Source organism: Aestuariispira insulae (assembly GCF_003385955.1).
In the GTDB taxonomy this organism is placed as follows: Bacteria; Pseudomonadota; Alphaproteobacteria; order UBA8366; family Aestuariispiraceae; genus Aestuariispira; species Aestuariispira insulae.
The window spans coordinates 1-12,946 of record NZ_QRDW01000020.1 but is presented as its reverse complement, the minus strand read 5'-3'; the positions used below and the strand labels follow the sequence as shown (position 1 = coordinate 12,946).

The window sequence follows — 12,946 nt, the reverse complement described above, 5'->3', positions numbered from 1 at the left end:
CGCCCGCATCGGCGCAAAAGCGGCCATGCACCCATCATGGCCACCTTTGCTTTACCCTTCCTCAGTCTCTTAATCGTCCGAAGGCATGTCGATTACCACATGGTCCGGATGGGCCTCTGCCGTAGGCGGCCCGTCCGTATCCACCGCCCCTGTCGGCGCGGACGCTGGCCGGGCGTCCCCGGATGATAAAGGCCCCGTCTCCTTGAGCCGGTTGATGAAGAGATTTGCCATAAGATTGCGCCTCAGGGTCGATGCCTGCCCACCAAGGTCCAAGTTTTTTGCCCCGGCAATATAGGCCTCTGAGACCTCAACGAGACTTCTGTTTTGATTATCCGGGTCCCCCAGGGACTGCGCAAAACCGAAAACATGTGGACCGCAGTCAAGCTCTCCTTCTTTTTGCTGCCAGGCCGTATTGCTTCTGGTGACCGCCAGATCCTGCCCCAGCACCTGTTGAACCAGGCTTTTCAACAGCGTGTATGATCCATCATTTGGCAGGCTGTCGAACATATGCGCTTCACGGGTGCCGTCATCCCCCTGCCGCACCGTCAGGGACACCCAATGTGCATTATCCACATTGACCGGAACGACAACCGGCTTGCCCTCCGCTATGGAAAGCGCCTCTGCCAGTTTTACGGCAAAGCGACCTGGATCCGTCACAAGGCTGTTATTCGCATTTCTGCCGGCCTGCCCGGGGGGAACGGGCCTGTCAGCTGTCGAAAGGGTGAAAAATTCACCGGTCTGAATGATGGCACCATTATTCTGCAAGGTTGCCAGTCCGGCATTCAATATATCCTGATGCATATATTGCCCCGGCTCGAGGGACTGGGCAATCTCGCCGACCACCTGCTGATCTCCAATTCTGTCCTGAAGGAAATTTTTAAAGACAGAGATGAAACGATCATCGGCGGAAGGGCTTCCCAGCGCGGCAGGAGGCATGTCCGAACGGGGCGACTGCGGCGTTTCCAGCCCGCCGGTGCTTTCAATATCAAAAGGCCCTTCAAATTCCAGAGAGCTGCTCATCCGGCTTGCGTTCGACATATTGTCCCCGCCCGCGTCATGCCAGGCGCCTTGCGGATGATCTGTTATCCCTCTGGTCCCAGGAGCGCGTAACGGATTGTCACCTGAGGGCAAACCGCCGCCCGATAGGCTGGTCTCCTGAGGCTCTGTGTTTTCGGATCCGGCATACCCTGAGCCGCGCTGGTTTTCTATATCAGGCAGGGTTGCATCACTCCCCGGTTCCGCCACAATGCTGGAGGTCGGCCCATCGGGCGCCTGCGGATCATCGGCACCGCCGTTTCCGTCATCTCCCCTTGCCTTTACGGCCTGATCCGTCCAGCCCGCCGGCATCAGATAGTTGGAATCCCGCTGTCCAATATGCCAGTTAATTCTCTTTGCAACCGACATCACCAATTCTTCCACAACATTATCGGCCGTGCCATCCCCTGCTTCCCCCGCTGGCGTCCGGGCATTTTGATAATCCGCAACCGCCTGTTTCATCTGTGTCAGCAGAGCCAGGTCGACATTTACATCATAGAGATCCTTAATCAGCCTCTGAGAGCTTTCCGCCGGGATTTCAAACAGCACATTAGCCAGCAGATAGGGGGTCATCTTAGGCGAGGCCATGGCTTCCGCCGGGTTCATCATGCTCTGTTGGATTTCAGGCGAAGCCCTGTTGTAGCGAGTCTTCCGAAACCCCCCATGGATCATGTTTCCGAGGATCCCCCTTTCTTCGAAAATCTTCTTGGAGTTGTCAAAAGCTCGGCTTCGTTCCGTAGGCGCCCCGAACAGATCGGCGAATTCCGCCGCAATTTTGATCTTCCGCGCTTCGGTGTCGGCCTCGAATTCCTTCTTCGTCGCTTGAAGACCGGAAACCTCGATGGCATTGCTTTTTTCATGGGTCTTCAATCTGTTCCAGATCCCAAGCGACGCCCCCGCAAACATGACCGACTTGCCCAAGACGGGGGAGAAATGATCTATGGACACACCCGCCGCCGCGCCATCGGTTCCAGCTTTTCCAAAATCGCTCTGCCATGCCACATCGAGGGTCATTTTTCTGTTTTCAATTAGTGCCTTAACAGCATTTCTCTGTTCCGGTGTCGCACCGTCCCCGAGATAGGTCTCAACAGAGATTTCCTGATTGAGCTGGGTATATTCCTTCAGGCTTTTCAGGCCAAAGCCAACCGCGCGGCCGCCAAAGGCAGTAACCTTCCAACCTTTCACCGCGTTAACAGCCTTGTCAGCCACGCTGCCTTTTTCGGCGCCATTCGCCATCCAATGGGCCAGGTCACTGTATTTTTTTCCGAAAGAGTTTAGCACCCCGTCAAAGTTCAAGACGCTGGTGCAGACACCTAAGACGGTATGCGCCGCCTGGCTGACATTGGCGGGGCCCACCCGGGTAAAGCTCCCCAGGTCTTCGAGCCTGTGAACCTCTGACATGGCCGTCATCGCCTTCATATTTGCAACGGCCATTCCTTCCTCCAGCGCCTGGATCTCCTGGTAAAGCTCTGCTCCATTTCTGTCATTCTTTGCCGCAGCCATGCTCTGGACCAAATCGCCCAAATTGCCAGCGCTCGCTATTTGTTCAGAGAGCGCCTCCAAATGTTCCTTTGCAGCCGGTATAGCATCGCGCTCATGTATCAAGTTTGCCAGCCGCCTGTCTGCAGCCGCCAGGTTTTCCCTGGCCTGGCCCTCCAAATCGGCCTCTGGGTCCGACTCCGGATCAGCGGCCGGTTCCCGAGCGCCGTTCAACTCGCCTACCAACCGCTCACATGTTGCCCTTGCCGTCTCGATCTCTTTCTCCAAGGACGCCGGCGTCCCTGCCATGCGGGCAATGATCTCAGGGTTCTTATCGCCTATTTCGGACAGCGCGGCTGTTGTTTCCTCCATCAGGCCCTCCCTGGACCAGTCTGCTGCTCCCTCCCCTTTATTCATCAAGGCGATCTTGGATGTGTTTGCCTCCAACCGGGACATGGCCAGATTGTGCGGCACCAGGGTTTCGCGGATAAAATTCATATGGCCGATGTTCTTTTGATCCGCCAGATAGGATTGCGCACCTTTATAGGCTTTGTACCCGTTGCCCAGGGCAGCGGCCAGTGTGTAATAACCCCCAACAATCTGCAGGCCGATAGTGCAAGCGGGCAAAAACTTATCTTTGGTGAACTCGCTGAATTCATGCTCGGTGTCTTTGACGATATCGCCCATTGAGGTCTGATAGCCATCCATCCCTTCTGCGAGGAAAATTTCAGGAGGGCGGGCGAGAGAGAACATCGCCCACAGATAGCCTTGGTTGATTGGCGAGGAAAAGGCATCATCAAGCAAAAATTTGGCCGTTGAATGGGGGGAGTATTCGGAAGGGCCCTCGAGCAGGGCCTGCCGGATGGCGCGGGTGTTTTGAACGGATGGTTCCCCCTGCATTTCAATTCCCGGGCGCTCCGATCTGGTGATCCCAGGGTCACTGTCCGAAGGCAACTCCGACTGCCCCGTCAGAAATCCTGCAACCGTCCCCCCGGCGGAGGTTATCGTGCGAACCACATTGCTAGCGACACTATGCTGCCCAGAGCCTGTGGTATTGCTGGATCTTGCCCCCTCCGACCGGACGGATCCGCCCCCCTGCCTGGACATGGGCGAAAGGTTGGAGTGGCTTGTGCGAGAGAACCCCGGCAAACGGAGACCAAGCGGGTGCACATCGGCTTCAGACTGCCCCTCTGAGCGGGGTGTTTCCGCCCCGCTAACTGAAGACGCCGTATCGTTGACTGTTCCGACCATTTTCACCCCCACAATCCACAGGTTTTCCAAGAATAAGCTTCTGAACAAGCGCTGACGGCCGCATGTCAGATGGGCAAAACATGCCCGCTTTCCTATGAAAGTGTAGAAGTTGAATGACACCGATCACTAATACATTGGCTTTATAATTTGATATATTGAAGCCTGATTTTGCCCACGGCCCCCGGGACTGTCTGGCGATGGTCGCCTTATCGGTTTCTATGGGCCCGGTATTCGACGACCCGGCTGGCAAACAAACCGGCGCTGGCGTCGTCTGACGCACCGGCTTCCGGTTGGATTTTCCCGTTTATGGTCAGTCTCCCCGCGCTTCCCGGGATGTTTACGAACCCTTTTTTTCTACCATCAATGGAGGTGCCCACGCTTGTGGTGAAGGCACTCAGTTTCAATTCATGGATTTCGGGATCGCTGCGCGCGTGCTCCACGTCCGCACGCGCAAGCCTCTCCATAAATTTCGAGGCGGCGCCATCCATTCCATCCCTGGCGGCCTGACAGCTCATAAGCGCTATCTTTTTTGGGAATGCCTGCTCAAAATGCGCATCCGCCATCTTCATGAAGGATGCCGCAAGCTCATCCCCTTTCAGGCCGGCGACCTGCGCCGCCTCATCACCATGCGCGACCAGGGTCAATTTCCAATCCCGGGGAAACGGGAGGCCTTCCGCCTCTTTTCCGGTGCCGAAAGCCAGCTTTCCATTTTCAACGTAGGGGCAGTTTACCGGATGATGCACGACACGGATTGCCTCATGCTTCGGATCCCACTGGGCGACAATGGTGTTTTCCGGGTGCTTGCCTGTCAGGTTGATCACATTCTTGAGCACCCGATCATCATTTTGCGCCTGCAAGACCAACCGCACCCCATAACCGTTTTTCGGCAGGCGAAACTGCGCCGGGGCCATGATTTCCGCGTCCGGCTTGACCCAACCCTGCAAAGGGGCGGCCTCAGAAAAATGATGTCTTTCGCAGTAGCTTTTCACGCTCCTATACTGGTCGGTTTTCTGTGACCTGGCGGAGGCCGTCACAAGCATTTCGAAATCCTGCTTAAGCCCCTCGTAGAACCTTCGCTCGTAGCTACAGCCGACCCCGCCTTCATCAGAAAACGCCGTATAAATATAATCCAGATAGACCCCAAGATCATGAAGCGCCTGCGCCTTTCCCGCCGCGGTCCGGGCCTGTTCAAAATTCGCGATCTTTTCCTTGAGCGGCAGCCGGTTTGAAACCACAAGATTCTTCTTGATCTTAGCCAATAGCCTCTCTTTGCCTTCAAATCTATTCAGAAAGGCCTCTTCGATCTCCTGCTGTTTTTCCGGGGCGACCGCCCTTGCCACCTTCAGGCTATGGGAAATCTTCACGCCGGGAACAGCTGCCTGTTCAATTTTCACCTGCGCAGCGGGCCCTGGCGCCGGCGCAGGCGGCCGGTAGACCTTGGTATCGGTTTTGGAGCTGCAAATTCCCATGGGTCGCGCCTCTTCAAAAGCTGTGATTTCCCGGTTAGAAATCTTCTCTCACAAGCTGTGGCCGGAAGGGAATTAGGATTTGCTTATGAATTAATAGATTTGCCGCCAGGATGCCGGGCTGAGAACTCAACCTTCCTATTCCAGAAAACGGTCTCTCCCCCTTCCCCGTCAGAGGTGTTTTCCGGAATGATCTTACTATTGAGATGAAGTTGGGCGGAGATTGCCGGCAAGGAGAAACCGCTGACCCTTCGACCGTCAACCGACGTTGTCACCGGGCCCTTGAAAGCGGAAAGCCTGAGGCGGCTGATCTCCGCAGCTGTTCGGCCATTCTCAATCCCGTCACGGGAAATCGTCTGCATGAATTCATAGGCCGCACCTGCCGTCTCATCCTGCACGCCGGAACAGGACATCAGCGTAATTTTCCCCGGGAAGGATTTTGCAAAATTCGCGGCCCCCATCTCCAGGAAACAACCGGCCATTTCAGCGCCGCTTCTGCCGGCGACAGTGTTGTCATCCGAACCGTGACCCAGCAAGGTTAGTTTCCACTGTTCCGGCAAGACCGTGGAGGGGTCATCATCCCCCTGCCTGCCCCCCTTCGCATCAAATGCCAATTCCCCATCCCTGACATAAGGGCAGTCCGTTGGATTATACACGATCCGGATAGCGGCAGTTGCCGGATCCCATTGGGCCAGGATCGTGCTTTCCGGATGCTTTCCCACAAGATTGACGCCGCCCTTGAAAACAACCGGATCATTTTCCGCCTGAAGGATCAGCCGGATCGCATACCCCTCCGCTGTTGCCCGATAGGGCCTCTGCGGCAAAAGGGCCTCTGACGGTTTGACCCAGTCGCTCAACGGAACATCCGGGGAAAAAGACTGTGACGCGATGAAATCCGTCAGGATCCGGTGGCGTTCCTGGTCATTTGGCTTTTGGCTGAGACTCACCAGGCTTTGCACATCATGCAAAAACCTCTGCGTATCCTCCTTTTCCATATGGGTGAAACGCCCATCGGCCAATCTCGCCCGGGAAAAGCCGCCAACGGCGGTATCCAACTCAAAAAGCGCCCGAGCCAGGCCCGCTGCACTGTCGGCACGTTCGATGTCATCGACCCTCTCTTGAAGCAGCGGACGGTCCCTGACGACATCATTGTTTCTGATTTTCGCCAGCAAAGCCCCAATGCCGTCAAATTTTGCAAGAAAATCCTGGCTGAGCTTTTCTTTTGCCTCCGCAGCGCCGGGGCGGCGCCCGCCAATCGAGTGAAACAGTTTCACACCGGGTCCCGCAGGGATATCCCGCTTGGTTTGGTCATCGCCTGAATTGGTTTCAGCCGGCGAGCCCCTGCAGCTTCCGGCAGCTCTTGATCCTTCGATATCCATCACCTCTCCCACCCGGCAAATGATGATCCCTCCGCATTCCAGAACAGCGGCGGGCCGGATAGCAGCAATCCCCCCGATTGGAATTCCAGAGGGATTGCCAGGCTTCCTTTTCCGCCAATCGCCGTTGAAGCGCCCGTCTCCGCATTCACAAATTCGTCCGATACCGCTCTGACGGTTTCCTGATCCGCTAGCTCGATGGAATCTGCATCTGCTTCCCTCATGGAAAGCTCCGAGAGGAGCCCCCCCATCATCGAAAGCTCCGAGAGGAGTCCCCCCATTATTGAATTCGCCGAATTTCCGGCACCAAAAGATACAGCACCGCCCTCCAGCGGCATTGTTTCGAAATTTGGTTGGATATTGCCAAGACCGCCAACCGCTGAACCGATAGTGCCGTCACTCATAGTCACCTCCAGAAAAAATGATTGCGAAATTATTCAAGACCTGTTCGAAGGCAAAATATTATTACCGAATATCTATAAGCCCATTCCCGGCAACTATGCCTCTGCCAAAACCATCTGCCGCGAAACGGCGGCGCAAAACATTATTAAGCCGGGACTATGGTTAATTAATCAAACAAGATTATGAATCTATGGATCAGGCCTTTACGATCATTCCCTGTGCAAGTCACTTGGGGCAGGCGGGAACTGAACAAGCATGTCTGAATCCGGCAATAGAGCAATCTGCGGAAAGGAAAGCCAAAGTCTTCCTTTGCCCCCGTGCGAGCCCATCGATTTTTCGTCTGATCTCGTAAAGGCGCTTTTTTTTGCCGTCAGTGAACTTCAAACAGGCCGCCAAAAAGCGCCATCGACCCCGGCCCCCTATCATACCAGCCGGTTTGACGAGTTGGTCACCTCCATCAGGACCGCGAGAAAGCTAATTGCCGAAAACCGGTTCCGGATCGCCCTGCAGCCAATTGTCTGCCTCGGCGATAATCAGCTTCATCATTATGAAGCCCTGGCCAGGTTCAACGGCGGTGACTGTCAGAGCAGTTTCATAGGGTTTCTGGAGAAAGCCGACATTATTCATGAGTTTGACCGCCGGATGGTCAACAAGGTGATCCAGCATATCAGCCGCATGTCGGCGGAACCGGTCCCCATCGCCGTCAACCTCTCCAGCACGTCACTTTCCAACGAAAGCATCATCCGTGATATTGAAGGCGCCGTGCGACAGGACAGCAGCCTTGGCATGAAGTTGATCATCGAACTTACCGAAACTGTCCGGATCAGCGATTTTGCGCATCTGAACAACAATCTCCAGCGCCTCAGGCAGCTCGGCGTGAAAACCTGCATCGACGATTTTGGTTCCGGCAGCACATCCTTCCAATCGCTGACCGACCTGAAAGTCGATATCGTAAAACTGGACGGCAATTACCTCCATAAAATCGATTTTGGTGATGACAGGGACGGTTTTTTATCCTCTGTCATCAAACGATGCCAGGCGATGGGAGCCCGCATTGTCGCCGAAAAGATCGAAACCGGGGAACAGGCCAGAAAAATGAAGGCCATGGGGGTGGATCTCGGGCAAGGCTATTTTTTCGGCCGCCCCGAAATGCTGACATGCGACAATGGCTGACGGCCGTCCCCCCTTCTTGCCAGCATCGGACAAATTTTTCACAAAATGGATAAAAAAGCAGCCCCGGCCATAGGAAGACTGGGGCTGCAGGTACAATTTGATACGGGAAAGAATACTGAAACCAAACCGTGTTAACTGGCCAGTGCCTGGCCTTCCTCCGGCTCATTCGAATATTTCATCGTGATGCTTTCGGTCAGCGCATCAATCGTTCTTTCGCTTGTTTCACGCGCCTGTTTTTGCTGTTCGGTTTCCTGCCCCAAAAAGGACTTCACCGTATTCTCCACACCGCCATTCATCGAAACCATTGAAATAACCGATGGAGCGATGAAGGCTGCGGCCAAAAGCGGACCCATATGTCTTCTCCTTAATTGAGTTTCAAAGCATAAACAGTCTGCTTCACGCCCCTGCTTGAAACCAATAGGATATGCCTATAACTCCATATGAAACGGAGACTTTTCAGCCGTCTGGCAATCCCCCCCTAGTCCCCCGCCAGACCGCGATCGATAGAGAGGTGATCCATAGAGGGGTGGTCCAGCCTCGAGAAAATGAAACTCTCTTCAACATAGGTCCTTACTGCGATCGCCAAATTATCGTTAGCCGTGGCGATCCCCCTGTCCCCGGGATCCGCCAAAGCGTCTTCACTATGTTTTATTGCCAACAGATAGATTTGGGCCAGCAATGGCGAATCGTGAAGAGTTGGTTCGCCACTGGCCTCCAGAAAAGCGATTGCATGTTGAATGCTGCCCGCTTCAATCAACAGCAACGCCGTCAGCATGTAGCCGATTGGAGACGCCGGAAACAGAATGATAAGGGCTTCCGCAATGATTTCCGTTTCCTCAACAATCCCCGCCAGGTAGGCGGAATAGCAGATATTGGTGACAATGGTTGCGATTTCCGCTTTTTCATAAGCTGGCTGAAAAGCGGTTAACGGGACCGCCTCAACCCTGGCGCGGTGAAACGGCCTTGCCCGGGCGTTTTCCTGAGCCGCGGCGAAAATATCCGGCAACAGACAGGAAGATGTCTCAATCGCCCTCAAAAGGGCCGGAACCACATCCATGCAATCATCGGGATCAGACAGTGCGCCTGTCTCTTTCGAAAACAGATGGTTTTTTGCCACTCTGAAGAATGCGTGCCGAAGATATTGATCCAGTTGATCGCATAACTGTCTGGCGGCAGCTGTCTGAAGCAACTCATATATAGGCGATTGAGAAAAGAAATCGCGCATCAGCCCCCCTCACGAACAAGTCTGTGAAGGGTCTAGCACAGGGCGGGGATGATCAGCTTCTACAGGCTGGTTATATCTTGATAACCGGCATAATTATACTGGTTGAAAGGACTAAAGTTCCACGTAAACGTCATTGGAACAACCGCTGACACCCCCGATATTGGCCAGGCGTCAGATCAATCGCCTTCTTAAAGCGCATCGTCAAATGCGACTGATTGGAGAAGCCGCAGTCCAGTGCAATGTCAGAGATCGGCCTTTGGGTGGTGAGAAGCAGATTTTTGGCTCTCTCCAACCTCAGTTTGCTCAGATACTGGTAGGGCGTGACCGAGAAACGGATCTTAAAAGACCTGAGGAAATGAAAAACGCTCATCCCCGTTAGCTCCGCCAGCTGCGACACAGACAGCTTTTCAGAGAGATTGGCACGCATAAACTCCTCCACCTCCTTCGCCTTTTTCTCAGCCAATCCCCCCACGCGGTTTTGCAGAGTATCCAATCCTTCAACCGACAAACTCATGAAACGGTAAAGCACCATATGGATCATATGGGACAGATAGATTTCATTTCCCGCATCGCGCCACCGGGCCGGAAGAATAAATCGATTGATCACGTTGCGGATTACATCATCTTCGCCCAGGCGCGCTCTCGCGATATCCAGGTTCGGCAACTCCTTATCAAAGGCCGACATCGCCAGACATTCCAGATATTGCGGTTTGTAATACAAATTGAAGGCTGTCAGATCCGCCGTGAGTTGGGAGTCCCAGGATTCATCCGCAAAGAATGCGATCAGATCCCCTTGGCGTTTCGACAGAACCGAACTGTCAGAACGCCGCCTTATTCCCTCCGCACCCTGCAGGCTGTGTGAAATCGAATTATGCAGGCGGCCGGAGGGAAATTTCCAACAATCGGTTGTTGATTCCGCGGTCCATACATACAGCCCAAGATCCGCCCCAAACTCAATTTCCCTGTCTATGCGCGCGCCATTGTCCTTTAACACATCGATCCCGTGGCACAACCCGGCTTTGTTACTCCGCACCATTTCCAGCAACCACAATCAATAGGTGTTTTATCCGTAAAAATCGGTATGCCTGTTGTGGTATCAGGAAACCCAATTTCTCGCTTGCACCTGCTTGCCGAAAAACTATCGATTTTTTGTCCCACAGACTCTTTCAAATTCCTGAAATCATTTAATACTATTGTTTTTCAACAACTAAACTCAATTCGTTTTATAGCAAAATTGATTATAAAAGTTACTGGAATTAGTCTATTGACGAAATAGACTTAATCGATGATACCCAATTTTTGGTATGATCGTTGCCTTGTTCCGAGCTCCATATTCTCTGAGAGGTTGTGCGGAGGCTTCTCTGTTTTATGTGCTGGTCTTTGCCGTCAGCCCGTTCGCATCCAGACGGCAGACAGCGCATCAGAACGAGACCGGAAGCCAGGGACATAAGAAGGGGAAACAGAATGCTTCCCGCAATGATTTAAGTAAGGCAGAAAGCAAGTGCAGCAGCGTCAAAAGAGCAAGGTGTCCAGGCACGACAACCTTCACCTGTTCACCAGTTTCAAAGGCAAGATCCGAAGGTCAATCCCACTCGGCCCGGATTTGGTGCTTTATGACTGGGAAATCAAAGAAAGCGAGAGAACACTGCACTTCCCATCAGGCCGGAAATTTCACGCCCTGACAAAGCTCACAAGCGGGGGCAGCAACTATTATCGAAAATTTGATGAGCGCGCATATATCCAGGACAACCAGGACATCATGCATATCATCAATGCAAAATGCGAAAACTCCTTCCGGTACAATCTGCCGTCAAGCGGCATCTCGATGAATGTGACTCCCGAATATTTCTCCAGACTTTATTCAGAAGCGACGGATGACCAAGAGTCCAATTTGGAATTGCGTGAGGATGCCACGGCGAATATCCCCATGTTCTCCTTGGCCTTCGAAAACATATTGGGAAAACAGGACTGGGGCGTGCCTTCCTGTGGAACCCTTTTGTCTGAATGCTGCCATGCCCTCTTATACAGCCTCATTCGCGATCACAAACCGCCAAAGTCGCAGCGTTTCCGCAGCAGGGGCAAAATGGCACCGGCGCCGCTCAAAAGGGTCCGTGACTATATTGAGGCCAATATCAGTGACACCATCACAATAGACCGCCTGGCGGAAATTGCCGGCTTAAGCAGTTTCCATTTTGCGCGTCAGTTCAAAGCCTCCTTGGGCGAACCCCCACACACATTTGTTATGAAGCAGCGTTTGAGCCTGGCAAGATCATTGCTCATCAAAACAAGCCTTAGCGTCACAGAGATCGCGCATCATTGCGGTTTTTCCTCACACGGGCATTTGAGCAAGCGAATAAAACAGGAGACAGGGCTGAGCCCCGTCCAGTTTCGAGCCGCCAATTGCCGTTAATGCCGGCATCGGTACCAATACCGGAATGGAGATTGAAATATGACCCATGCCCTGGACGGCCCGGCCGATCTTTTTTCTGATGAGGAAAAGGCACATGAGGACCCTCTGGAAAGGCTCGTCAGTTTGGGATACCAGATCCGGCGCAAAGCGGTCTTGGAACACGGCTTCATTCTCTGCGAAACCTATCATCCCGGCAGCGCCTCTTTCTTGGAATTCCGGGATTTACAGTATCATTCGCTATGCTATGCCTCCAAAGGGGCCGAAAACATGTCTTTGCAGGGCCGGGAGGGCCTGATCCAAAGGGGAGACCAACAAACCAGGATCTCAACCCGTCCATCCGGATCCCCCTATATCGTCTGGCATGAAGGGGAAGCCCGGCTTTACCTTTTGTTCTTCAAACTCAGCTCCATCAATCGCCTGCTCGGCTTGAACATCACAGAAATGCCTGAATTAACCCTCCATCATACCCAGGATATTCCTGTTATTTTTGACACCATCATCGACAAGCTGGAATGGGAAAACCGCTTTGATGGCAGGGCCTTGCATCACGCCTGCGTCATGCTTCTTCAGTCATTTGCCTTCGGCTTTTGCGACAAAAAAACCGAGCCTTGTGCAAACGCGCCCAGCCTGACATCGCCGCAACGGCATCTCCTGGAAAACTACATGAAGATCTATCTGCCCAAGATTCGTTCTGTAGAGGAGCTTTCAGACTTCCTGGAGATTTCCGCCCAACAGTTCCAGCGCCTTTTTAAAAACAGTTACGGGATGCCACCGGGACAGTATCTTCAACATTTACGCATATCGAAGGCCAAGCGGCTGTTAACCCAGTCCGACCTGCCGATAACGGAAATTGCCCAGCTTTGCGGGTACAAGAATGCGGCTCATTTTTCAGAGCGTTTCCGAAAGGCAACAGACAACACCCCGCGCAATTATCGCAACTCCCATTCCGCATAACATCCCCGCCTAACCAACCCGTTCAGTCATGAGCCTTAAGATCAGCCGCTCCCGTTTTTCCTTCATCCATCGCGGGCATTTGACGTGAGCCCTTAAAACTCCTCCAAAAATGAGTAGAGTCCGTCCAATAAAAGGAGACGGACATGAAGCGCAGTCGATTTAGCGAAGAACAGAT

11 protein-coding genes are annotated in these 12,946 nt (G+C 53.4%); 4 read left to right on the top strand and 7 right to left on the bottom strand.

Going from position 1 to position 12,946, the window contains the following annotated elements; translation table 11 throughout:
• Window positions 1-69 precede the first annotated feature (69 nt).
• From DFP90_RS21840 to DFP90_RS22745, 4 genes are all read right to left on the bottom strand, one after another.
• Complete coding sequence (locus tag DFP90_RS21840) at window positions 70-3,414, bottom strand: Ulp1 family isopeptidase (protein WP_181905514.1); 3,345 nt, start codon at window positions 3,412-3,414, stop codon at window positions 70-72.
• A gap of 557 nt (window positions 3,415-3,971) precedes the next feature.
• Window positions 3,972-5,234 (bottom strand): C80 family cysteine peptidase, encoded by a 1,263-nt coding sequence (locus DFP90_RS21835; protein WP_115939534.1) that lies wholly within the window; start codon window positions 5,232-5,234, stop codon window positions 3,972-3,974.
• A gap of 83 nt (window positions 5,235-5,317) precedes the next feature.
• Window positions 5,318-6,610, bottom strand: coding sequence for a C80 family cysteine peptidase (locus DFP90_RS21830; protein WP_115939532.1), 1,293 nt, complete (start codon window positions 6,608-6,610; stop codon window positions 5,318-5,320).
• Window positions 6,610-6,831, bottom strand: coding sequence for a hypothetical protein (locus tag DFP90_RS22745; protein WP_147301105.1), 222 nt, complete (start codon window positions 6,829-6,831; stop codon window positions 6,610-6,612). Before DFP90_RS22745 ends, DFP90_RS21830 begins: the two co-directional genes overlap by 1 nt.
• Between DFP90_RS22745 and DFP90_RS22740 the strand changes: the two genes are divergently transcribed.
• The gene (locus DFP90_RS22740) at window positions 6,830-7,195 is read left to right on the top strand and encodes a hypothetical protein (protein ID WP_147301104.1); all 366 of its coding nucleotides are present in this window, start codon (window positions 6,830-6,832) and stop codon (window positions 7,193-7,195) included. The genes DFP90_RS22745 and DFP90_RS22740 overlap by 2 nt on opposite strands.
• A 69-nt stretch (window positions 7,196-7,264) precedes the next feature.
• On the top strand, window positions 7,265-8,182 hold the full coding sequence (locus DFP90_RS21820; protein WP_115939528.1) for an EAL domain-containing protein: 918 nt from the start codon (window positions 7,265-7,267) through the stop codon (window positions 8,180-8,182).
• Between the two features lie 131 nt (window positions 8,183-8,313).
• Here DFP90_RS21820 and DFP90_RS21815 read toward each other — a convergent pair whose 3' ends face one another.
• From DFP90_RS21815 to DFP90_RS23010, 3 genes are all read right to left on the bottom strand, one after another.
• A complete protein-coding gene (locus DFP90_RS21815) occupies window positions 8,314-8,535 on the bottom strand; it encodes a hypothetical protein (protein WP_115939526.1) in 222 nt (73 codons plus the stop codon).
• A gap of 125 nt (window positions 8,536-8,660) precedes the next feature.
• Window positions 8,661-9,299 carry a hypothetical protein gene (locus tag DFP90_RS21810; protein WP_147301103.1) on the bottom strand — a complete coding sequence of 213 codons (639 nt, stop codon included), beginning with the start codon at window positions 9,297-9,299 and terminating at the stop codon, window positions 8,661-8,663.
• A 238-nt stretch (window positions 9,300-9,537) separates the two neighbouring features.
• Window positions 9,538-10,092: a helix-turn-helix domain-containing protein gene (locus tag DFP90_RS23010; RefSeq protein ID WP_181905512.1), complete on the bottom strand. Its 555-nt coding sequence runs from the start codon at window positions 10,090-10,092 to the stop codon at window positions 9,538-9,540.
• Between the two features lie 921 nt (window positions 10,093-11,013).
• On the opposite strand from DFP90_RS23010, the gene DFP90_RS21800 reads away from it, so the two are divergent.
• Both DFP90_RS21800 and DFP90_RS21795 read left to right on the top strand, forming a co-directional pair.
• Window positions 11,014-11,817, top strand: a complete 804-nt coding sequence (locus tag DFP90_RS21800; RefSeq protein WP_245957148.1) for a helix-turn-helix domain-containing protein — start codon at window positions 11,014-11,016, stop codon at window positions 11,815-11,817.
• Between the two features lie 39 nt (window positions 11,818-11,856).
• On the top strand, window positions 11,857-12,771 hold the full coding sequence (locus tag DFP90_RS21795) for an AraC family transcriptional regulator (protein ID WP_115939517.1): 915 nt from the start codon (window positions 11,857-11,859) through the stop codon (window positions 12,769-12,771).
• Window positions 12,772-12,946 lie beyond the last annotated feature (175 nt).